The organism is Sphingomonas sp. SORGH_AS_0870 (assembly GCF_031453175.1).
In the GTDB taxonomy this organism is placed as follows: Bacteria; Pseudomonadota; Alphaproteobacteria; order Sphingomonadales; family Sphingomonadaceae; genus Sphingomonas.
Genome location: NZ_JAVIYW010000002.1, coordinates 431,992 through 454,636, shown reverse-complemented (window position 1 = coordinate 454,636; position 22,645 = coordinate 431,992). Strand labels below are relative to the sequence as shown.

Sequence of the window (22,645 nt, the reverse complement as noted above, 5' to 3'; positions counted from 1 at the left end):
CGCAGAGAGGTCCGGCGCGCGGAACGCGCGTCCTGTCATCTTCGACGCTGCATGATGACCGTCGCCAAGGTGGTTGAACGAACCCCCTCTGCGTCCTCCGCGCCTCTGCGCGAACAGAATCTTCTTCGTTCCCCCGGCGAAGGCCGGGGCCCAGTAGGGGTGAATGATCGAGAACGCGGGGCGTTTGCCTTCCCCGCATCGTTTCGCGCCTCCTAAGCCGCCGAGAAACTGGGCCCCGGCCTTCGCCGGGGAACCATGCGGCATTGGATTTCCTGACACCCGGATGACGCCTGCGTAACAAAAAGCTGGAACCCCCGACGCGCCTGCGCTTTGGAGACCCCAAACAGGGGAGCCTTAACATGCGTTTCGTCACCGCCGCCGCCATGCTCGCGCTCGTCGCGGCCCCCGTCGTCGCCCAGCAGACCCGGTCGATCTCCGCCTCGGACAAGGCGCAAGGGGCGCAGGCCAACCCGGAACTCGTGAAGCAATATGGCGGCCGCTACACCGGCCCGCAGGCCGCGTTCGTCGAGCGGGTCGGCAAGCGGGTGGCGGTCCAGTCCGGCCTGTCCAACGCGCAGGGCGATTTCGTCGTGACGACGCTCAACTCGCCGGTCGAGAACGCCTTCGCCATTCCCGGCGGCTATATCTATGTCACCCGCGAGCTGCTCGCGCTGATGAATTCCGAGGCCGAACTCGCCTCAGTGCTGGGCCATGAAGTCGGCCATGTCGCCGCGCGCCATTCGCAGAGCCGCAACACCCGCTCGACCATCGGCTCGATCCTGGCAGCGGGCGCGGGGCTGCTGACCGGCAGCAATATCGCCACCCAGCTGGTGGGCACCGGCGCACAGCTCTACACGCTGAAATATGGCCGCGATCAGGAATATCAGGCCGATGGCCTCGGCATCCGCTACATGACCGCCGCCGGCTATGATCCCTATGCCTCGGCGGACATGCTCGCCTCGCTGGCCGCGTCGAGCAACCTGGCGGCGCGCACATCCGGCAAGGACGCCAATGCCATTCCGACCTGGGCCTCGACCCATCCCAACAGCGCCGACCGCGTCCGCCGCGCCGCTTCGCTCGCGCAAGCGACCGGCCGTCCCGAAACCACCCCGCCGCAGGACACCGCCTTCCTGCGGATGCTCGACGGCCTGCCCTATGGCGACGATCCCAAGGAGGGCGTGGTCGACGGCCAGAGCTTTCGCCATCCCGGCCTGAAGCTGAAATTCACCGCGCCCACCGGCTATGCCATCGCCAATGGCAGCGATGCGGTGACCATCGCCGGTCAGGGCGGCCAGGCCGAGATGCGTCTGGGCCAGGGCAGCGACCTTTCCCAGGCGATCGCGCAGCGCTTCGGCCAGCTCGGCACCGGCACCCCCTCGGGCCAGGTGCAGAACGGGACCGCCAACGGCATCCCCTATGCCTATGTCACCACCCGCGCCGCCGCCAACAACCGCGCGGTGGATGCGACGGTGGTCGCGTATCGCTTCCCCGCCGCGACTTATACCTTCACGCTGGTCACCCCCGCCGGCAGCGGCATCGGGCCGTTCCAGCCGCTGCTCGCGTCGGTCGCGCCGCTCTCGACCGCCGAGGCCAATGCCATTCGCGGCAAGAAGATCAGCATCGTCACCGTCCGCCAGGGCGACACGATCGACAGCCTGTCGGCGCGCATGGCCTTTCCCGATTACAAGCGCGAGCGGTTCGTGACGCTGAACGGGCTCGATTCGGAACAAGCGCTGGTGCCGGGTCGTTTGGTCAAGCTGGTCGTGAATGGGTGACGGACGCGCTCGACGCCGCTAAACCGGCGGCGTCATGAAGCGCCCTGCCCTGTCCGTCGTCGTCCCCTGCTATAACGAAGCCGCCTGTCTGGACGTGCTGCACGCGCGTATCTCGGGCGCCGCGCGCGCGGCGGTAGGCGAGGATTACGAGATCGTCCTGATCAACGACGGCTCGCGCGACGACAGCTGGCCGGTGATGCAGCGGCTCGCCGCCGCCGATCCGCATCTGGTCGCGATCAACCTGTCGCGCAACCACGGCCACCAGCTGGCGCTGACTGCGGGCCTCGACCTGTGTTCGGGCGAGCAGATCCTGATCATCGACGCCGATCTTCAGGACCCGCCCGAGCTCCTCACCGACATGCGCGCGACGATGGCGGCGCAGGGGGCGGACGTGGTCTATGCGGTGCGCCGCAAGCGGGCCGGGGAAACGCTGTTCAAGAAGGCGACGGCGGCGATCTTCTACCGCATGCTCGACCGGCTGACCGACACGCCGATCCCGCTCGACACCGGCGATTTTCGCCTGATGAGCCGCCGTGCGCTCGACGCGTTGCAGTCGCTGCCCGAACAGGCGCGCTTCATTCGCGGCATGGTTGCCTGGGTCGGCTTCCGCCAGGTCCCCTTCCCCTATGACCGCGCCGAGCGGCATGCAGGCGAGACCCATTATCCGCTGGGCAAGATGATCGCGCTGGCCTTCGACGCGGTGACGGGCTTCTCGACCGCGCCCTTGCGCTGGGCCAGCCATATCGGCCTGGCGCTGACCGCGGCGTCGCTGTTGCTGCTGGTCTATATCGCGATCGGCTGGCTGACCGGCTCGGCGGTGCAGGGCTGGACCTCGACCATGCTGGTCACCGTCATCCTGGGCGCGGTGCAGATGTTCGTGCTGGGCATGATCGGCGAATATCTGGGGCGGCTCTATATCGAATCGAAGCGGCGGCCGCTCTATCTGGTCGCCGATGTGGCGGGGCCGGTGCAGGGCCATGCCCGGCTGGGCTATAGCGCGCATGAGCGGGCCAAGGATCCCGCCTGACCGCCATCGCGCGGGTCCGGCGCGGGCGCTTCCGCTCCTGCGGGACTCCCCCGGCGTTCGTCGGGGTGGTGGTAGCGGGCTGACTTTCGCACGGGAATTTTGACTCCGGAACGCACGCGGCGGGGGTCGGGGCGTGGCCTTCGACTTCGCTCAGGCTGAACGGCGTTCGGGAATGGGTCTGGGCACAAGAATCCGTTCAGCCTGAGCGAAGTCGAAGGCCAAGGGAATCACCCACCCGCATCCCCCCAACGAAAAAGGGCCCAGGGTTTCCCCCGAGCCCTTTTCCTGCCTCATGGCAAAGGATCAGTCGCGATCGCCGGTCAGGAAGGCCGGAGCGGCGAATTCGGACGAACCGCCCTGCTCGCCGCCTTCACGGCGGGGACGGTCGCCACGGTCGCGACGCGGGCCGCTGCGGCCTTCGCCGCCACGGTCGCCGCCATCGCGACGCGGACCGCGACCGCCTTCACGGTCGCCGCGCGGACCACGGTCACCACGCTCGCCGCGCGGTTCGCGCGCCGGACGATTGTCCTCCAGCTCGGCACCGGTTTCCTGGTCGACGACGCGCATCGACAGGCGGACCTTGCCGCGCGGGTCGATCTCGAGGACCTTGACCTTGACTTCCTGGCCTTCGCTCAGGACGTCCGAGACCTTCTCGACGCGCTCGTTCTTGATCTCCGAGACGTGGACCAGACCGTCCTTGCCGCCCATGAAGTTCACGAACGCGCCGAAATCGACGAGGTTGACGACCTTGCCGTTATAGATCTTGCCGACCTCGGCCTCTTCGACGATGCCCTTGATCCAGTTCATCGCGGCTTCGATCTGCGCCGAGTCGGACGAGCTGATCTTGATCACGCCCTCGTCGTCGATGTCGACCTTGGCGCCGGTCGTGGCGACGATCTCGCGGATCACCTTGCCGCCGGTGCCGATCACGTCGCGGATCTTCGACTTGTCGATCGTCATCGTCTCGATGCGCGGCGCATGGGCCGACAGTTCGGTGCGGGTCTCGCCCAGCGCCTTGTTCATCTCGGCCAGGATGTGCGCGCGGCCTTCCTTGGCCTGCGCCAGCGCGACCTTCATGATCTCTTCGGTGATACCGGCGATCTTGATGTCCATCTGGAGCGAGGTGATGCCCTCGGAGGTGCCCGCCACCTTGAAGTCCATGTCGCCCAGGTGATCCTCGTCACCCAGGATGTCGGACAGGACCGCGAAGTCCTTGCCTTCCAGGATCAGGCCCATGGCGATGCCCGAGACGGGGCGCTTCAGCGGAACGCCCGCATCCATCAGCGACAGCGAGCCGCCGCAGACGGTGGCCATCGACGACGAGCCGTTCGACTCGGTGATGTCGCTGGTCACGCGGATGGTGTAGGGGAATTCTTCCTTCGACGGCAGCACCGGGTGCAGCGCGCGCCACGCCAGCTTGCCATGGCCGATCTCGCGACGGCCCGGCGCGCCGAAGCGGCCCACTTCGCCGACCGAATAGGGCGGGAAGTTATAGTGCAGCATGAAGTGCTGGTAGGACAGGCCGTTCAGCCCGTCGATCATCTGCTCAGCATCCTTGGTGCCCAGCGTCGTGGTCGCGATCGTCTGGGTCTCGCCGCGGGTGAACAGCGCCGAGCCGTGCGAACGCGGCAGGAAGTGGACCTCGGCCTCGATCGGACGGATCTGCGTGGTTGAGCGACCGTCGATGCGGCGGCCGTCCTTCAGGATCGCGGTGCGGACGATCTCGGCTTCCAGCTTCTTGACGAGCTTGGCGGCGACGAGCTGCTCCTGCGGGGTGCGCTCGGCCATGGCGGCCTTCGCCTTGGCGCGGGCCTCGCCCAGCGCGGTCTGGCGCGCCTGCTTGTCGGTCAGCTTGTAGGCGGCGGTGATGTCCTTGCCGACCAGCTTCTTCAGCTCGGCCTTCACGGTCTTCTGGTCGTCGCCGACCTTCAGCTCCCACGGATCCTTGGCGGCCTGCTCGGCGAGATCGATGATCGCGTCGATGATCTGCTGCGACGCCTTGTGCGCGAACATGACCGCGCCCAGCATCACTTCCTCGGACAGCTCCTTGGCTTCCGACTCGACCATCATCACCGCATTGTGGGTGGCGGCGACGACCAGGTCCAGGTCACCGGCCAGCGCCTCGGCGTCGGTCGGGTTCAGCTGATATTCGCCATCGACATAGCCGACGCGCGCCGCGCCGATCGGGCCCATGAAGGGCACGCCCGAGATGGTGAGCGCGGCCGATGCGGCGACCAGCGCCAGGATGTCGGGCTCGTTCTCGCCGTCATAGGAGAGCACCTGGCAGATGCAGTTGATCTCGTTGTAGAAACCTTCGGGGAACAGCGGGCGGATCGGACGATCGATCAGGCGGCTGATCAGCGTCTCACGCTCGGTCGCACCGCGCTCGCGCTTGAAGAAACCGCCGGGGATGCGGCCCGCCGACGAGAACTTCTCCTGATAGTGAACGGTCAGCGGGAAGAAATCCTGGCCTTCCTTCACATTCTTCGCGGCCGTCACGGCGCACAGCACCACCGTCTCGCCCAGCGTCGCGATCACCGCGCCGTCGGCCTGACGGGCCACCTTGCCGGTTTCGAGGGTCAGCGTCTTGCCGCCCCACTCGATGGCCACTTTCTTGGTATTGAACATGGAATATCCTTCACTCCGACGGGCCTATCCCGCCGGGGCCTATGGGTTGAGCCAAGATTGGCTCTGGAGGTCGACCGAATTGCCGATCCTCCGATCCTGCCCGACCCTATCGTCGGGTTTGATGACATAGAGGCTTTGGGGATGCGCCCTTGCGGCATCCGGTCGGCCCGGTGCTTCATACACCAGCCGATAAAAAAAGGGCACCCCCTGATGGGAGTGCCCTTTTTGGTCGCTTGGCGCGCCCCGCGTCTTACTTGCGCAGGCCGAGCTTGGCGATCAGCGCCAGATAGCGGTCGCCATCCTTGTGACGCAGATAGTCGAGCAGCGAGCGACGCTTGTTGACCAGCATCAGCAGACCGCGACGCGAATGATTGTCCTTCGCATGGGTCTTGAAGTGGCCGGTCAGGTTCTGGATCCGCTCGGTCAGGATCGCGACCTGGACTTCGGGCGAACCCGTGTCACCCTCGGCGCGGGCATGGTCCTTGATGATTTCCTGGCGGCGTTCAGCGGTGATCGACATCGTGGTCCTTTCTTAATCGAGGTTGAAACCGCGCACGACCCGGACGTCCCCGTCCAGCGCCTCCACCAGCGCCACCGGGCGGTCGCCCAGCATCGCGAAATATTGGCCATCGTCAGCGGCAATCCCGACCAGCACACGCCCCTGACGGAGCGCCCCTGCCTGGTCGGGGTCGAGCGCGAGAGCCGGGATGTCGTCCAGCCCCGCCCTCAGCGGCAGGAGTATCTCTTCAAGCCCGCGCGCCTGCCCCATTTCGTTCAATTTGTCCAGCGATATCGCCGAGGCCAGGGTGAACGGCCCCGCCTTGATCCGGCGGAGCATGGTGACATGGCCCACCGTACCCAGCGCCAGCGCGATGTCGCGCGCGAGGGAGCGGATATAGGTGCCCTTGGAGACATGGGCGGTGAGGGTGACCTCCTCCAATTCCTCCCCAAGCTCCGCTTGGGGAGGGGGACCATCCGCAGGATGGTGGAGGAGGGGCGTCGCGTCAGCGACGGAATCGGTGGCGAGCGCGCCCGCCCCTCCACCACGCTCTCCGAGCGCGGTCCCCCTCCCCATCGGAGATGGGGAGGATTGAAGCGAATGAATCGTCACGCTGCGACTCGCCAGCACCACCTCTTCCCCGGCCCGCGCCAGGTCATAGGCGCGCTCGCCATCCACCTTCAGCGCGGAATAGGCGGGGGGCACCTGGTCGATCGGGCCGGTGAAGCGCGGCAACACCGCCTCCAGCGCCGCGCGAGTCGGGCGTATATCGCTCTCGGCGACCACCTCGCCCTCGGCATCCAGCGTCGATGTCTGCGCGCCGAAGCGGATGGTGAAGTCGTACACCTTGTCGCTGTCCAGCATCCGCCCGGCGAGCTTCGTCGCCTCGCCCACCGCGATCGGCAGCACGCCGGTCGCCAGCGGGTCGAGCGTGCCGCCATGGCCGACCTTGATCCCCTTGCCATAGCCGCCCTGGCGCAGCACGCGCTTGACCGCGCTCACCCCTTGCGTCGAGCCGAGCCCCAGCGGCTTGTCGAGTATGATCCATCCATGCATCGGACGGGCGTTAGTCGGGCTTGGCCCCTATCTCAAGGACGGCGCCTCAAGCACCGTGCCGCCCGCCAGCGCCTCGCCGAAATGGCGGCGGCACAAGGCGATGTAGCGGTCATTGCCGCCAATCTCGGTCTGCGCGCCCTCGGCGATCGCATGGCCCTGGCCGTCGACGCGCAGGTTCATCGTCGCCTTGGCGCCGCAGACGCAGACCGACTTGATCTCGCTGAGCGTGTCGGCCAGCGCCAGCAACCGCGCCGATCCGGGGAAGAGCTGGCCCTTAAAATCGGTCCTCAGGCCATAGCAGAGCACGGGAATCCGGTGCCGGTCGGCCAGCCGCGCCAGTTGATCGACCTGTTCGGGCGTCAGGAACTGCGCCTCATCGACCAGGATACAGGCCAGCGGCGTCTGCGCGTGCCGGTCGAGCGCGCAGGCCTCCAGATCGGTGGTCGCCTGGAACGGCGTCGCGGGCTGCGACAGGCCGATTCGCGAGGCGATGGTGCCATAGGCGAAGCGATCGTCGATCGCGGCGGTGAACAGCATCGTGTTCATCCCCCGCTCGCGATAATTGAAATCGGCCTGCAGCAGCATGGTCGATTTCCCTGCATTCATGCTGGCATAGTAGAAATAGAGCTTGGCCATCCGCCGCCCTTATCGGAGGGGAGCCGCCATTTCGAGCATGGGACGAACCGGCATGTGGGTTGGCACGCGAATGGCGATGGCAGTGGCGGCCATGTCGATGGGTGGCGCCGGATCGGCAACCGCGCCCGGCTCGCTCGCCTATGGCATCGACCCCGCCCATGCGCGCGTGCAGGCAAAGGTCGGCTTTTTCGGCCTGGGCAGCAAGACGGCGCGTTTTCCCCGGCTGGAGGGTCGCGTGGCCCTGTCGGACCGGGATGCGCAAGCCGTGACGCTGGACGTGCGGATCGATGCGCAAGCGCTGGAGGCAGGGGATTCGCTGACCCGGTCCCGCCTGCGCGGACCCGATTTCTTCGATGTCGAGCGATACCCCCGCGTGATCTTCCATGGCTCGACCATGACCCGGACCGGACCGCATAGCGCGCAGGTCGCAGGGACGATCACCGCGCGCGGCGTCACCCGTCCGGCGACACTGGCGGTCGACTTCTCACGCGACTTCGCCGCGATGACCGGCCGAGAGCCGGTGCATATCGCGGCGTCGACGCGGATCGACCGGCGGGACTTCGGGATGACCGCCTATCCGCTGATCGTCGGGCGACAGGTGACGATCACGATCGACGCCGATCTGGTGCCGGGGCGGGATTAGGCCGTTCCCAACGGCCGTTCCGGCTGACAGAGGTTCGCGCAGAGGCGCGGAGGACGCAGAGAGGCATTGCCCCCAACGCTTCCACCCCGGCGAAGGCCGGGGTCCAGTTGCCATTAACGGGCGGCGGTGCAGGATATCTGCCTCCCCCGCCCCGACGCAGCGCGCCATCCAAGACATCGAGATTGGCCCCGGCCTTCACTGGGGTGGGGCGACGTTTGAATGTGGGGCACTTCTTCTCTGCGCCCTCTGCGCCTCTGCGCGAACCTATTCCCTTGGCCTTCGACTTCGCTCAGGCTGAACGGAGGTAGGGATAAGCCAAAGTCACAATTCGAGGCCGGAAAGCGATCATGCTTCCCCAGCATCCTCCTCCAAGTCCCGCGCGACCTTCGGCGAGCGCAGGAGCGAGTCGATATGGCTTCCCTCGTCGAAGCTTTCGTCCGCCAGGAACTTCAGCTTGGCGGCATATTTCATCTTCACCCGGTGCGCGACCTCGCGCTGGAGATAGGCGGTGTTCGTGCGCAGCGCCTTGATGACCACCTCCTCGTCCTTGCCGAGCAGCGGCTTCACGAAGACGGTGGCGTGGCGCAGGTCGGGGGACATGCGCACCTCGGTCACGCTGACCATATGCTTGGCCAGCGTCTCGTCATGCACGTCGCCGCGCGCCAGGATTTCGGACAGGATATGACGCACCTGCTCGCCGACACGGAGCAGGCGGACCGAGGGTTCGGCGGGGTTCTTGGCTTGGACCATGATAGTTCTTCTTCAAACGGAAATCGCGGCCGCCGGGCAGGCGACCGCGATCATGTCCGGCAGAGGCGGGCGGCAGGAGTTATCCCACCACCCCGCCCGCATCAGAGCGAACGCTCGCGCAGTTCGACCTCGAAGGTTTCGAGATAGTCGCCCGCCTTGATGTCGGTGAAGTTCTGCGTGAACGTCACACCACATTCCAGGCCCGCGCGAACCTCGGCGACATCGTCCTTGAACCGGCGGAGCGAATTGATCTCGCCCTGGTAGATGATGACGTCGTTGCGCGTGATGCGCGCCTTGAGCGCCTTGCGGATGACACCCTCGGTGACCAGCAGACCGGCGGCCTTGCCGATCTTGCCCGCCGAGAAGACCTCGCGGATTTCGGCGCGGCCGACGACCGTCTCGAACGCCTCGGGGCCCAGTTCGCCCGCCATGCCCGCGCGGATCTCGTCGATCAGGTCGTAGATGACGTCGTAATATTTCAACGCCACCTTGTTCCGCTCGGCGATCTCGCGCGCCTTGGCGTTCGCACGGACGTTGAAGCCGATGATCGGCGCACCGCTGGCGGCCGCCAGCGTCACGTCCGACTCGGTGATGCCACCGACGCCCGAATGCAGGATGCGCGCCTTGATGAGGTCGGACGCGATCTTGTTGATCGACGCCACGATCGCCTCGACGGTCCCTTGCGTATCCGCCTTCACGACCAGCGGATATTCCTTGGCCTGGTTCGCCTTCAGCGCCGAGAACATCGACTCCAGGCTGGCCGGGGCCGAGGTGGTGCGCTTCTGGAGTAGCACGCTCTGGCGATATTCGGCGACCTCGCGGGCGCGGGCCTCGTTCTCGACGACCTGGAGCAGGTCGCCCGCCTGGGGCACGCCCGACAGGCCGAGCACCTCGACCGGCATCGCCGGACCGGCTTCCTTCACCTGGCGACCCTTGTCGTCGACCAGCGCACGGACCTTGCCGCTTTCGGCGCCGACGACGAACACGTCGCCGACCTTCAGCGTGCCCCGCGTGACGAGCACGGTCGCGACCGGACCACGACCCTTGTCGAGCTTGGCCTCGACCACGCTGCCCTCGGCGGCGCGGTCGGGGTTGGCGGCCAGTTCGAGCAGTTCGGCCTGAAGCTGGATCTTCTCGATCAGCGTATCCAGACCGATCTTCTTGAGCGCCGAGACTTCGACGTCCTGGGTCTCGCCGCCCATGTCCTCGACCTGCACGTCATGCTCGAGCAGACGCTCGCGGACGCGCTGGGCATTGGCGTCGTGCTTGTCGATCTTGTTGATCGCCACGATCATCGGCTTGCCCGCCGCCTTGGTGTGGTTGATCGCCTCGATCGTCTGCGGCATCAGCCCGTCATCGGCCGCGACCACCAGCACCACGATATCCGTGACGTCGGCACCGCGGGCGCGCATCTGGGTGAAGGCCTCGTGGCCCGGCGTGTCGAGGAAGGTGATCTTCGACTTGTCCTTCAGCGTGACCTGATAGGCGCCGATATGCTGGGTGATGCCACCGGCCTCACCGCGCACCACATCGGTGCCGCGCAGCGCGTCGAGCAGCGAGGTCTTGCCATGATCGACATGGCCCATGATCGTCACGACCGGCGGACGCGGCTGCAGGCTCTCGGCCGCGTCCTCGCTGGTGTCGAGCGCCAAGTCGATGTCGCTGTCCGAGACGCGGACGATGTTGTGGCCGAATTCGGTCACCAGCAGCTCGGCCGTATCCTGGTCGATGGTCTGCGTCATGGTGACGGGCATGCCCATCTTGAACAGCGCCTTGACCAGATCCGCGCCCTTTTCGGCCATACGGTTGGCCAGTTCCTGGACGGTGATCGCCTCGGGCACCTGCACGTCGCGGACCTGCTTGACCTGCGGCTCGCGCGGGCCGCCAAAGCCACGCTTTTCCTTCTCGCGGGCACGCTTCAGCGCGGCGAGCGAGCGGGCGCGGGCGCCGTCCTCGTTCAGCGCACGCGTGACGGTCAGCTTGCCGCCGCGACGCTCGTCGCCCTTGCGGTCGCGCTGCTGCGGACGGCCCGGAGGCGCGTTGCGCGGCGTCGGCTGGCCCGAAGGCATCGAACGCGGTGCGCCACCCGACGGAGCGGAGGCGGTGGTGTTGGTCGGCGCGCTGGCAGCCGGAGTCGCGGCTGCGGCGGGCGCAGGCGCGGGCTTGGGCGCAGGCTTCGGAATCTCGGGACGCTGCACCGGCGAGAAGCGGCGCGGCGCGGGCATCGAGGGATCGCGACCCAGGATCGGCGGCGTCGGCACCACCGGAGCGGGCGCAGGCGCGGGCTTCGCCGCCACCGGAGCGGGGGCGGGCGTCGGGGCTGGCGCCGGTGCCGGGGCGGGTGCCTCGACCTTGGGCTCTTCCGCCTTGGGCTGCGGCGCCGGGATCACCGGGCGTTCGACCGGACGGAAGGGACGCGGCTGGACCGAGATGGTCGGCGCGGCCGGAGCCGGGGCGGGTTCCGCCGCAGCGACGGGCGCGGGCGCCGGGGTCGGCTCGGGCGCGGGCGCCGGGGTCGGCTCGGGCGCGGGCGCAGGCTCGGGAGCCGGTTCCGGCGCGGGCGGCGGGGCGGCGGCAGCCTCGGCGGCGGCACGCGCGCGCTCTTCGGCCCGCACACGCTCGTCCTCGGCGCGCTGCTGACGCTCGGCGTCCTCGCGACGACGAATCTCTTCCTGCATGGCGAGGCGCTGTTCCTCGGCTTCACGCAGCAGGCGCGCCTGGCGCTCCTGTGCCGTCTCGTTCGACGGCACCGGGCGACGCGGTGCGACCGGCGCCGCGGCGACGGGTGCTGCGGGCACGGGTTCGGGGGCCTGCGCGGGGGCGGCCGTTTCCGGCGCTCCCCCCTGCGGGCCCAGGACGCGACGGCGCTTCGTCTCGACGATCACGGTGTTCGAGCGGCCGTGGCTGAAGCTCTGCTTCACCTTGCCGGTCTCGACCGTGCGCTTCAGCCCCAGGGGCTGGCGCATTCCGAGTTTCGGCTTGTCGTTGTCGGTCTCGCTCACTCAAAATCCTCGTGTACGGTCACGGCCGGTCGGTCACCAGTAAGGTCGGACGCCGATGCGCCTTGCGAGGCCGTTTCGCAAGGCGTTGCCACAGGGTCGGGTCCGATAAAATGCAGCCAGCGGTCGAGCGCTTCGCTCACCCGCTTTGCCGCGTTACGATCTGTCAGGCCGATGTGTACCACATTTTCGCGGCCCAACGCCAATGACAATATGGGGCGTGTGGCGGGCAACGCCAACCCCTTCAGATCGGAACCTTCACGGTCCGATCCGACGCGCCACGCCTGGGCCAGCTTGCGACAGCCATCCTCGCCCGCATCGGCGGCGTGATAGAGCGCGTGCAGCTGTCCCGAGCGCGCCGCCGTCGCGATCTTGTCCGATCCGGTCAGCAATAGCCCTGAGCGCGACTCGAGTCCCAGCCGGTCGAGCGCATTGCGCTCCAGCGCGGCGGTGATCAGCGCGGGCAGGTCGTCGGGGATCGCAAACTCGCCCGTCTTGAACGCGCGCGCCAGTGCTCCCTTCAACTTGCCCTTGGCGATGGCCTCCTGAAGCTCGCTACGGGTCACGCCGATCCAGCCGCCCCGCCCCGGCGCTTTCGCACGGACATCGGGCAGCACCCGTCCGTCGGGCGCGAGCGCCAGACGGATCAGGTGCGGGCGCGCATCATGCTCGCCCGACAGGATGCAGCGGCGGACCGGCCCGTCGATCGACTCGCGGGCCGCCTTCGCGGCGTCTCTGGGGCCCCGGCCCTTCTTGGCCGGAGCATTATTTACGCCAGCGCGCTCATTGTCCCGGTTCCGCATGCGCGTCTCCCGGGGGGTTGGAGGAAGGCGCATCACGGTCGGCGATCAACTGACCGCCCGCGCCGTAATTTTCGGTGGAGACCTCCTCGATCACGATCTGGACGGCGGCCGGGTTCTTGCCCAGCCGCTCCACCAGCGAACGAGTCACGTCGGCGACGATCTCGGCCTTTTGCTGCTTGGAGGCGGTGCCCGCCAGACGGATCGAGACGAACGGCATCAGGCTTCGTCGCCCTCCGCCTGCGCCGCCTCGACGGCGGGCTCGTCCTCGTCGCCGAACCAGTGCGCACGCGCGGCCATGATGATCTCATTGCCCTGCTCGTCGCTCAGGCCGTACTCGGCCAGGATGCCGCCCTTGGGCGCGGCACGCGGGGTGTCGTCACCACGGCGACGCGGCTCGGCGCGCTTCTTCTCGACCAGTTCGTCGGTCGCCAGGTCGGCGAGATCGTCCAGCGTCTTGATGCCCGCCTTGCCCAGCGTGACCAGCATCGCCTCGGTCAGATAGGGCATTTCGGCCAGCGCATCCTCGACGCCCAGGCCACGACGCTCGTCGCGCGCCGCCTGTTCGCGACGGTCCAGCGCTTCCTGCGCACGGCTCTGGAGCTCCTGCGCGAGATCCTCGTCGAAGCCCTCGATCGCGGCCAGCTCGTCGAGCTCGACATAGGCGACCTCTTCCAGCGCGCCGAAGCCTTCGGCGACCAGCAGCTGGGCCAGCGTCTCGTCCACGTCCAGTTCGTTCTGGAACATCTCGGAGTTGGCCACGAATTCCTTCTGGCGCTTCTCGGACGCGTCGGCCTCGGTCAGGATGTCGATCGCCTTGGCCGTCAGCTGGCTGGCGAGGCGGACATTCTGGCCGCGACGACCGATGGCGAGGCTGAGCTGATCGTCGGGAACGACGACCTCGATGCGGTCCTCTTCCTCGTCGATCACGACGCGGCTGACGTTCGCGGGCTGGAGCGCGTTGACCACGAAGGTCGCGGTGTCGGGCGACCAGGGGATGATGTCGATCTTCTCGCCCTGCATTTCCTGCACGACGGCCTGGACGCGGCTGCCCTTCATGCCGACGCAGGCGCCGACCGGGTCGATGCTCGAGTCGTGCGAAATCACGCCGATCTTGGCGCGGCTGCCCGGATCGCGCGCGGCGGCCTTGATCTCGATGATGCCGTCATAGATTTCGGGCACTTCCTGCGCGAACAGCTTCTTCATGAAGTCCGGATGCGCGCGGGACAGGAAGATCTGCGGACCACGGTTTTCGCGACGGACGTTCAGGATCAGCGAGCGGATGCGGTCGTTCACGCGGACGACTTCGCGCGGGATCTGCTGGTCGCGACGGATCACGCCCTCGGCGCGGCCCAGGTCGACGACGATGTGACCGAACTCGACGCGCTTGACGACGCCGGTGATGATCTCGCCCTGGCGGTCCTTGAACTCGTCATACTGACGGTCGCGCTCGGCGTCGCGGACCTTCTGGAAGATGACCTGCTTGGCCGCCTGCGCCGCGATGCGGCCGAATTCGATCGGAGGGAGGGGATCGACGATGAAGTCGCCGACGCTCGCGCCCTTTTGCAGCTTCTCGGCCCCCTTCAGGTCGATCTGCTTGTAATAGTCGTCGACCTGCTCGACCACCTCGACGACGCGCCACAGGCGCAGGTCGCCCGAATTCGGGTCGAGCTTGGCGCGGATGTCGTTCTCGGCACCATAGCGCGCACGGGCGGCGCGCTGGATCGCGTCCTCCATCGCCTCGATGACGATGCCCTTGTCGATCATCTTTTCCGAGGCGACCGCATTCGCGATCGCGATCAGTTCCGCCTTGTTGGCGGAAATGGCGGTAGCCATCAGTGCCGTCCTTCCGTGGTGGCGCCGTCCTGTTCGGGCGCGTCCTGATAATAAACCTCTTCCGCGCCATCCAGGGACAGCGGCACCGTCGCGGCGATCAGCCGGTCGGTCATGACGAGCTTGGCGTCCTCGATCGCGGCGAAGGGTAGTTCGTGGCGAACCCCCTCGGCATCGGTGATCGCCACCGTCTCGCCCTCGACCCCGTTCAGGTCGCCCTTGAACTGCTTGCGGCCGTTCAGCTTCTCGGCGAGCGTGATCCGCGCCTCATGCCCCGCCCAGTCGGCGAAGTCCTTCAGCCGGGTCAGCGGGCGGTCGATACCGGGCGAGGAGACCTCCAGCCGGTACGCATGGTCGATCGGGTCGCGGCCCTCGGCCTCCAGCGCGTCCATCACGTCCGAGATGCGGCGCGACAGGTCGGCGCAATCGTCGATGTTCAGCTGGCGCGTGTCGGGACGCTCGGCCATCACCTGCAGCGTGGGGTCCGACGTGCCGCCATACATCTTCACGCGCACGAGCTCGAAGCCGAGCGCCTTGGCCTCGGGTTCGATGAGTTGCGTCAGAAGGGCGATGTCCGCCATGAAAGCTCCAGATGTGCCGGTGCGCTGCCGCGGAACCCGTCCCGCAGCCTCTTTCACCCGACGATGTAAGAGAATGCCGCATTCTATACACATATCCCTCTGACGAAACAAGCATCCATGCCGAAGCGTTGGCGGCCCATCGGGCCGACAGGGCCAACCGGGAGAGTAGATCATGAAACTGCCGTTGCTCGCCGCCTTGCCGGTGGCGCTTCTCGCCTGTTCGGGTAACGGGCCGGGGCCCGACGAGACCGGAAACGCCCCGCCGGTCGCGGTGACGCCGGGCGGCACGCCGACCCCGACGCCCTCCCCCTCGGCCACTCCGCCCGCCACCGTGGTCGACGGCCAGCCCTTTGGCCGCACGGTCGTCGCCGATTTCGACGCGCCCTGGGCGATGACCTTCCTGCCCGACCGGCGGATGCTCGTCACCGAGAAGGACGGCCGGATGCTGCTGGTCGCCGCGGACGGGCAACAGCGCCAGACGATCGCGCGGATCGGCGTCGATTCGGCGGGCCAGGGCGGGTTGATGGACGTGGTCCTCGCCCCCGATTTCGCACAGAGCGGCCGCGTCTATTTCAGCTATTCGGCGGCGACCGATGGCGGCAAGCATGTCGTGCTGGCGCGCGGCACGCTGCGCGAAACGAACGGCACCGCGCAGCTGGCGGGCATCGAGACCCTGTGGAGCGCCAGCCCCGCCGTCACCGGCGACGGCCATTATTCGGGCCGCATCGCCTTCTCCCCCGACGGCCAATATCTGTTCTTCACCGCGGGCGAGCGGCAGAAATTCACGCCCGCCCAGGATCCCAAGGCGACGCTGGGCAAGGTCCTTCGCCTGACCCCGGACGGCAAGCCGGCGCCGGGCAATCCGCTGGCCGCCCAGGGTTTCGATCCGGCCGTCTGGTCCTATGGCCATCGCAACCTGCTCGGGCTCGCCTTCGACGCGTCGGGCAATCTGTGGGAACAGGAAATGGGGCCCAAGGGCGGCGATGAGGTCAATCTGATCCTGCCGGGCCGCAACTATGGCTGGCCCAATGCCTCCAACGGATCGCATTATGACGGGCGCGACATTCCCGACCACCGCGCGGGCGATGGCTATGAGGCGCCCAAGGTCTCGTGGAACCCGGTGATCTCGCCGGGCGGGCTGATGATCTATTCGGGGTCGCTCTTCCCGCAGTGGCGCGGCGACGCGTTCATCGGCGGGTTGTCGAGCAAGGCGCTGGTCCGCGTCGACCTGAACGGCACCAGCGCGGCCAAGGGCGACCAATGGGACATGGGCGCGCGCATCCGCGAGGTCGAGCAGGGCCCCGACGGCGCCATCTATGTGCTGGAGGATGGCGGCGAATCGCAGGGGCGGCTGATCCGCCTGACACCCGCCGCCTGATCGCATGGCCCGCAAGGCGGGGCCGCCCGGACGCTGGCCGGGCGGCCCTGCGGCAATACCATTTGCGATATTCTACGATACCACTTGACCTCGACGGTCCATCCCGCCGATCCAAGCGTATAACAGGGAGCGGATGGGGGTCCGCTTCACAAGGGAGATGGATCATATGCGAGCGGTGCCGCTCCTGTCGCCAGAGCGCGGGCGACCTGCCGATGGGCATGCCCGCGACGCCCGCCTGTCGCGCGGCCTGTCGGGCACCAATCTGGAGCGGGCGGGCGATTACAATCTGCGCACCGTTCTCCAAGTCATCCGCTTCCACCGCGAAACCACGCGAGTCGCGATCGCCAACGAAACCGGGCTGACGCCGCCGACCATCGCCAACATCACCGGCCGCCTGACCGATATGGGGCTGGTCCGCACCGCCGGGCGGCTGCATGGCGGACGCGGCCAGCCGGCGCTCAAGATCGAGCTGTGTCCCGAGGGCGCCTTCGGGATCGGGCTGACCATCGACCGCGATCATCTGTCGCTGGCGATCCTCGACCTGAGCGGCACGGTGCGCGCCCGCGCCACCCGCGAGATCGCCTTTGCCGGGCCGGACGAGGTGGTCGCCTTCCTGCGCGAGACGCTGGACGCGGCGCTGGCCGAGGGGGCGGTCGACCGGGCGCGCATCCTGGGCGTCGGCGTCGCCATGCCCGACGGGCTTGGCCGCTCGCTGCCCGACCAGCCCGAGGATTATGCCCAGTGGGACGCGGTCGACCTCGACGCGCTGCTCGCCCCCGTGCTGCCCTGGCCGGTGCTGCGCGACAATGACGCCGCCACCGCCGCGCTGGGCGAGGCGCAATATGACGAAACATTCTCCTGCCCCAGCTTCTTCTACCTGCTGATCACCGCGGGGCTGGGCGGCGGGCTGATCATCGACCGCTCCTATCATCGCGGCGCGCATCGCCGGTCGGGCGAGATCGGGCTGATCCCCGATCCCAGCGCCGGGCGCGCCGGGGCGATCGTGCAGGATACCGTGTCGCTGGCGGGCCTGCGCGTCCGGCTGGCGGCGGCGGGCCGCGCCTTCGGGTCGCCCGAGACGCTGGGCGAGCATGACGATCCGGTCGTCTGCGCGGTGATCGACCAATGGGTCCACGACTCGGTCGCGGCGCTGACCCAGCCCTTCGTCGCGGTCACCACCCTGTTCGATCCCGACGCCATCCTGATCGGCGGACGCCTGCCCGGCTGGCTGATCGTCCGGCTGGCCGACGGGCTGAAACAGGCGCTGGCCGCGATCGAGCTGCCCGCCCGCCCCGAAATCCGCCCCGCCCGCATGGCGCAGGACGCCCCCGCCATCGGCGCGGCGATGCTGCCCTTCATGGACCGGCTGCTGCCCTCCGATTCGATCCTGATCCAGGCCGGGCGGGGCTGAGGGGCACACCCCTTCGTTCGGCCTGAGCGCAGTCGAAGGCCACGCCCCAAGCCTCTCCCCTGCCCCCTGGGGTGAGGGATTCCCTTGGCCTTCGACTTCGCTCAGGCCGAACGGACGGGGGCGCGCATAGGAAAAGGCCCGCCCCCCGGAGGGAGCGGGCCTCGCCAAGTCTGGGACCTGCGGATCAGCCCGCCATGTCTTCCAGTTCGCGACCTCGGGTTTCGTTCACCATCGCCTTGACGAAGAAGAACGACGCCGCCGCGAAGAAGGCATAGCCGAAATAGGTGATGCTGAGCCCCGGCGACACCGCCAGCGCGGGGAAGCTGACCGAGATCGCGGCATTGGCGATCCACTGGGCAAAGCCCGACACCGCCAGGCCCGATCCGCGAATCTGGTTGGGGAACATCTCGCCCAGCATGACCCACATGACCGGACCCCAGCTGGCGTTGAAGAAGATGACGTACAGGTTCGCCGCGACCAGTGCGATCACGCCGTTGTTGCCGGGCAGGGTCACGCCGCCGTTCGCGCCGGTGACGGCGGTCGAAAAGGCATAGGCGACGATCGCCAGCGTCACCGCCATGCCCGCCGAGCCGATCAGCAGCAGCGGCTTGCGCCCGATCCTGTCGACGGTCGCGATGGTGAACAGGCAGGCGCCGATCGACAGCACGCCCGACAGGATGTTGGTCTGGAGCGCGTAATCCTCCGAGAAGCCGACCGCTTCCCACAGGGTCGCGCCATAATAGAAGACGACGTTGATGCCGACGAGCTGCTGGAACACCGCCAGGCCGATGCCCGCCCACAGGATCGGGCGAATCCGGCCGGTGGTCTTGTCGACCAGGTCGGACAGCTTGGGCTTGTGCTGGTCGGCGGCCAGGCTGCCACGAATATCGGCGACCTTGCGGGTCGCCTCGGCCTCGCCGAACAGCTTGGTCAGCACGGCATGCGCCTCGGCATCGCGGCCCTTGGCGACCAGGAAGCGCGGGCTTTCCGGGATGATCGACAGCGCCGCGAAATAGATCGCCGCCGGGATCGCCTGGAGCCAGAACATCCAGCGCCACGCCGGGAAGCCCAGCCAGAATTCGGCGGTCGAGCCACCGGCATAGCGGGCCAGCGCGAAATTGGCGACGAAGGCGCCGGTCAGGCCGGTGATGATCATCACCTGCTGCACGCTCGACAGGCGGCCGCGAATCGAGGCCGGGGTCACTTCGGAGATATAGACCGGCGAGATCACGCTGGCCGCGCCGACGCCCAGGCCGCCGATGATGCGCGCGAGGATGAAGATCGCCGAGCTACCCGCCGCACCGGCCAGCAGCGCGCTGACCAGAAAGAGCCCCGCGGCCAGCATCATGACGTTGCGGCGGCCGATCGCGTCGGCCAGCCGCCCCGCGCCGAACGCGCCGATCGCCGAGCCGACCAGGATCGCGCCGACATTGACGCCGACGCCCAGGCGGCCGAGGTCGAACGCGGCCTCCAGCCCCTTCTGGGTGCCGTTGATGACGCCCGAGTCGTATCCGAACATGAAACCGCCGATCGTCGCGACGACGACGATGGCGGCGATGAATCCATGGTTGACGCTGCCTGCGGTCAACCCTCTCGCATTATCGGTCACTCGGGCCCTCTCCTCGTCGCTGCGTGGCGTCTTCGCCTATCCGCACGAACTCGTCCTGTCACCGGTCCAAGATGCGACCGGCCTTCCGTGGTAACGCTATCTTAAATCATCGCTTCGTCAAGCGGGCGCGCGCGCATCCTGTCCCATGCCGGACGGATTCGCGGCGGCCCCCCGCGCCGTCGTCAGATTTCGCGCGGGCGGCGGCGCGGCGCGGCATCCGACTGGCGGCGAATCAGGCTGTAATCCAGCAGGCGGTGGTCGACCGCCTCGGCGCTCTTCTGGCGGATCACGGTCGCGATCATCTCCACCGCCGCGCGGGCCATGTCGGCGATCGGCTGGTGGATGGTGGTCAGCTCGGGCCAGATGGTGGTCGACAGCGTGGTGTCGTCGAACCCGCAGACCGTCAGGTCGCTGGGCACGTCCAGCCCGCGCCGATGCGCCACCGCGACCGTCGCCGCCGCCATGTCGTCGTTCGACGCGATGATCGCGGTCGGCGGCTCGGCCAGGTCGAGCAGCCGCTCGGCGGCGTCCAGCCCCGATCGATAGGTATAGAGGCCCGGCGCGACCAGCGCCTCGTCAAAGGGCACGCCCGCCGCCTCCAGCGCGGCGCGGAACCCCTCATACCGGCGTGCGCTGGCCGACAGATTGGGATTGCCGCAGATGAAGCCGATCCGGCGATGGCCCAGCGTCATGACGTGGCGCGTCATCTCCTCGGCGGCGGCACGGTCGTCGATCTGGACCGCCATGGTCGTGCCGGGCATCTCCTCGGCGGGCACGCCGGTCGCCACGACGATGGCGGGCACCCCCGCCTCGCCCAGCAGCGACAGGACCGCATCCGCCTCGCACAGGGGCGGCGGCAGGATCACGCCGTCGATCCCGCCCGCGATCAGGTGCCGGGCGACCTCCACCTCATGCTCGCCGATCTCGCATTTCTCGACCACCATCTGGATGTCGAGGCGCGAGGCCTGGTCCAGCGTGCCGAGCAGGAATTCGCTGAGAAAGCCCTGGCTGGGGTTGCTGTACAGCATCCCCACCCGGATCTGCGCCGCGCCCGCCAGGCTGCGCGCGGCGGGGTTGGGGGCATAGTTCAGCTGGGCGATCGCCGCCTCGACCTTTTCGCGGGTGGCGGGGCGGACATTGGCCTCGTTGTTGATGACGCGCGATACGGTCATCAGCGACACGCCCGCCGCGCGCGCGACATCGCTGATCGTGGGAGCGCTGCTGCCGCGGCGCGAGGTCCTGATGCTCATAACGTTTACGCTTCCACCTTTCGGCGACGATACGCAATGCTTTGCGCTATTTTGGTCGGCTTAGTCCGATCCGGCCGCACGGCTTGATTTCCCCCCGCCGCGCGGCTAGGGGCGACGCAGCATCAAGAGTCGGGCCGTCGCCCGGCACCAACCTGCCTCCCGGCAAGGTGGTGCCTCTCCCCTTCGGAGAGGGATGTGGCCAGACCGGCAACAACGGGACGATCAGCCACTTTCCTCATCCCGACTCGCCCACAGGCACGAAGGATTTGTGATGGACGCGGCCATTCCCCGGCACCCTGCCCCCCAGCAATTCGCCAGCGACAATTATGCAGGCATCTGTCCCGAGGCCTGGGCGGCGATGGCCGAGGCGAACCAGGGCTATGTCCCCGCTTATGGCGAGGACCCGTTCACCGACCGCGCCGCCGACGCGTTCCGCACGCTGTTCCAGACCAAGTGCGAGGTGTTCTTCGCCTTCAACGGCACGGCGGCCAACTCGCTGGCGCTCGCCGCGCTCTGCCAGAGCTATCACAGCGTCATCTGCTCGGCCTCCGCGCATGTCGAGACCGACGAATGCGGCGCGCCGGAATTCTTCTCGAACGGCTCCAAGCTGCTGGTCGCTCAGACCGAGGACGGCAAGCTGACCCCCGACGCGGTGCGCGCGCTGGCCACCGGCCGGTCGGACATCCATTTCCCCAAGCCGCGCGCGGTGACGATCACCCAGCCGACCGAGACGGGGCAGGTCTATACGCTGGCCGAAATCCATGCGCTGTCGGCGACCTGTCGCGAACTGGGGCTGCGGCTGCACATGGACGGCGCCCGCTTCGCCAATGCCTGCGCCGCGCTCGGCTGTTCGCCCGCCGACATGACGTGGCGCGCCGGGGTCGACGTGCTGTGCTTCGGCGGCACCAAGAACGGCATGGCGGTGGGCGAGGCGATCCTGTTCTTCGACCCCGCGCTGGCCGAGGATTTCGACTATCGCTGCAAACAGGCGGGGCAGTTGGCGTCGAAGATGCGCTACCTCGCCGCGCCGTGGATCGGGATGCTCGACACCGGCGCGTGGCTGTCCAACGCGACCCATGCCAATGACTGTGCCCGGCGGCTGGCCGACCGGGTGGCGGGCCTGCCCGGTATCGCGCCGATGTTCCCGGTCGAGGCCAATGCGGTGTTCCTGAGCGCGCCGCCCGCCGTCCTCGAAGCCCTACGCGCGCGCGGCTGGCGCTTCTATACCTTCATCGGCGGGGGCGCGCGGTTCATGTTCGCCTGGGACGCCGATCCGGCGCGGGTCGACCAGCTGGGCGACGATATCGCGGCGGTCGCGATGGAGGGGCTGGAGGCGGCCTAAGCCGCCCGCCGGTCATCCGTCGGTAAGAGGCGGGGCCGCCAGCAGGCGGTCGAGCCAGGCCTGCGCCTGCCGGGGCTCGCCGACCGCCTCGGGCCCGACCGGCCCGCGCGCGGCCAGAAACTCCGCATGAAGGTCGAACGGCGGCAGCCCCAGCTGCTCGCGCGCGTCGTCGATGCTCTCGCCGATCTCGGTCAGTTGCGCGACGACCGGTGCCGCCGCCGCCCGCGCCGCGCGGTCCTTGCGATGATCGAACAGCCCCCATTTGCCCGCCGCCGTGGTGCGCAGCGCGGCGATCAGCGCCTCGCGATATTCGCCTTCCATATCCACGCGGTGCGCGTCGAGGCGAGCAAGTCGATCAGCCTTGGCCATGCCCATCCCCCTAAAGGGCGGCGACCCGGTCCGCAATCCGGGGTGACCGGCCCGTCGAC

Annotated in this window: 19 protein-coding genes and 1 riboswitch; of the genes, 6 read left to right on the top strand and 13 right to left on the bottom strand. The window is 68.1% G+C overall.

Annotation, left to right across the window (positions count from 1 at the left end):
• Positions 1–359: 359 nt before the first annotated feature.
• Together QE363_RS02540 and QE363_RS02535 are read left to right on the top strand one after the other, a co-directional pair.
• Positions 360–1,775: a M48 family metalloprotease gene (locus QE363_RS02540; protein ID WP_309691517.1), complete on the top strand. Its 1,416-nt coding sequence runs from the start codon at positions 360–362 to the stop codon at positions 1,773–1,775.
• Positions 1,776–1,809: 34 nt separating this feature from the next.
• On the top strand, positions 1,810–2,802 hold the full coding sequence (locus tag QE363_RS02535) for a glycosyltransferase family 2 protein (RefSeq protein WP_309691514.1): 993 nt from the start codon (positions 1,810–1,812) through the stop codon (positions 2,800–2,802).
• 303 nt (positions 2,803–3,105) lie between these two features.
• On the opposite strand, the gene pnp is transcribed toward QE363_RS02535, so the two are convergent.
• The 4 genes from pnp to QE363_RS02515 form a co-directional block, all read right to left on the bottom strand.
• Positions 3,106–5,430: a polyribonucleotide nucleotidyltransferase gene (gene pnp, locus QE363_RS02530; RefSeq protein WP_307102054.1), complete on the bottom strand. Its 2,325-nt coding sequence runs from the start codon at positions 5,428–5,430 to the stop codon at positions 3,106–3,108.
• A gap of 250 nt (positions 5,431–5,680) precedes the next feature.
• A complete protein-coding gene (gene rpsO / locus QE363_RS02525) occupies positions 5,681–5,950 on the bottom strand; it encodes a 30S ribosomal protein S15 (RefSeq protein WP_261268525.1) in 270 nt (89 codons plus the stop codon).
• 12 nt (positions 5,951–5,962) lie between these two features.
• On the bottom strand, positions 5,963–6,985 hold the full coding sequence (gene truB, locus QE363_RS02520; protein ID WP_309691511.1) for a tRNA pseudouridine(55) synthase TruB: 1,023 nt from the start codon (positions 6,983–6,985) through the stop codon (positions 5,963–5,965).
• A gap of 27 nt (positions 6,986–7,012) precedes the next feature.
• On the bottom strand, positions 7,013–7,621 hold the full coding sequence (locus tag QE363_RS02515) for a thymidine kinase (RefSeq protein ID WP_309691510.1): 609 nt from the start codon (positions 7,619–7,621) through the stop codon (positions 7,013–7,015).
• Positions 7,622–7,691: 70 nt separating this feature from the next.
• Between QE363_RS02515 and QE363_RS02510 the strand changes: the two genes are divergently transcribed.
• Positions 7,692–8,264 (top strand): YceI family protein, encoded by a 573-nt coding sequence (locus tag QE363_RS02510; protein WP_309691508.1) that lies wholly within the window; start codon positions 7,692–7,694, stop codon positions 8,262–8,264.
• Positions 8,265–8,609: 345 nt separating this feature from the next.
• Here QE363_RS02510 and rbfA read toward each other — a convergent pair whose 3' ends face one another.
• The 6 genes from rbfA to rimP form a co-directional block, all read right to left on the bottom strand.
• Positions 8,610–9,014 (bottom strand): 30S ribosome-binding factor RbfA, encoded by a 405-nt coding sequence (rbfA, locus tag QE363_RS02505; protein ID WP_309691506.1) that lies wholly within the window; start codon positions 9,012–9,014, stop codon positions 8,610–8,612.
• Between the two features lie 101 nt (positions 9,015–9,115).
• Positions 9,116–12,016, bottom strand: coding sequence for a translation initiation factor IF-2 (gene infB / locus QE363_RS02500; protein ID WP_309691504.1), 2,901 nt, complete (start codon positions 12,014–12,016; stop codon positions 9,116–9,118).
• Positions 12,013–12,816, bottom strand: coding sequence for a DUF448 domain-containing protein (locus QE363_RS02495; protein ID WP_405053159.1), 804 nt, complete (start codon positions 12,814–12,816; stop codon positions 12,013–12,015). Before QE363_RS02495 ends, infB begins: the two co-directional genes overlap by 4 nt.
• The gene (locus tag QE363_RS02490; protein ID WP_309691502.1) at positions 12,797–13,033 is read right to left on the bottom strand and encodes a 4-oxalocrotonate tautomerase family protein; all 237 of its coding nucleotides are present in this window, start codon (positions 13,031–13,033) and stop codon (positions 12,797–12,799) included. Before QE363_RS02490 ends, QE363_RS02495 begins: the two co-directional genes overlap by 20 nt.
• Positions 13,033–14,649, bottom strand: coding sequence for a transcription termination factor NusA (gene nusA, locus QE363_RS02485; protein ID WP_307102040.1), 1,617 nt, complete (start codon positions 14,647–14,649; stop codon positions 13,033–13,035). Before nusA ends, QE363_RS02490 begins: the two co-directional genes overlap by 1 nt.
• Positions 14,649–15,227, bottom strand: a complete 579-nt coding sequence (gene rimP, locus QE363_RS02480; protein ID WP_309691500.1) for a ribosome maturation protein RimP — start codon at positions 15,225–15,227, stop codon at positions 14,649–14,651. Before rimP ends, nusA begins: the two co-directional genes overlap by 1 nt.
• A gap of 172 nt (positions 15,228–15,399) precedes the next feature.
• Between rimP and QE363_RS02475 the strand changes: the two genes are divergently transcribed.
• Both QE363_RS02475 and QE363_RS02470 read left to right on the top strand, forming a co-directional pair.
• Complete coding sequence (locus tag QE363_RS02475; protein WP_309691498.1) at positions 15,400–16,605, top strand: PQQ-dependent sugar dehydrogenase; 1,206 nt, start codon at positions 15,400–15,402, stop codon at positions 16,603–16,605.
• Positions 16,606–16,762: 157 nt separating this feature from the next.
• Positions 16,763–18,016, top strand: a complete 1,254-nt coding sequence (locus tag QE363_RS02470) for an ROK family transcriptional regulator (RefSeq protein WP_309691497.1) — start codon at positions 16,763–16,765, stop codon at positions 18,014–18,016.
• A 184-nt stretch (positions 18,017–18,200) separates the two neighbouring features.
• Here the strand turns inward: QE363_RS02470 and QE363_RS02465 are convergent, their stop codons facing one another.
• Both QE363_RS02465 and QE363_RS02460 read right to left on the bottom strand, forming a co-directional pair.
• Entirely contained in the window at positions 18,201–19,604 is a 1,404-nt protein-coding gene (locus tag QE363_RS02465) for a sugar porter family MFS transporter (RefSeq protein ID WP_309698057.1), read from the bottom strand.
• A gap of 203 nt (positions 19,605–19,807) precedes the next feature.
• Positions 19,808–20,875 carry a LacI family DNA-binding transcriptional regulator gene (locus QE363_RS02460; RefSeq protein ID WP_307102032.1) on the bottom strand — a complete coding sequence of 356 codons (1,068 nt, stop codon included), beginning with the start codon at positions 20,873–20,875 and terminating at the stop codon, positions 19,808–19,810.
• 114 nt (positions 20,876–20,989) lie between these two features.
• A riboswitch (SAM-I-IV-variant riboswitch) is annotated at positions 20,990–21,100 on the top strand.
• Between the two features lie 46 nt (positions 21,101–21,146).
• On the opposite strand from QE363_RS02460, the gene QE363_RS02455 reads away from it, so the two are divergent.
• Positions 21,147–22,217 (top strand): low specificity L-threonine aldolase, encoded by a 1,071-nt coding sequence (locus QE363_RS02455; protein WP_309691495.1) that lies wholly within the window; start codon positions 21,147–21,149, stop codon positions 22,215–22,217.
• A 12-nt stretch (positions 22,218–22,229) separates the two neighbouring features.
• On the opposite strand, the gene QE363_RS02450 is transcribed toward QE363_RS02455, so the two are convergent.
• Positions 22,230–22,586 (bottom strand): hypothetical protein, encoded by a 357-nt coding sequence (locus tag QE363_RS02450; protein WP_309691492.1) that lies wholly within the window; start codon positions 22,584–22,586, stop codon positions 22,230–22,232.
• Positions 22,587–22,645 lie beyond the last annotated feature (59 nt).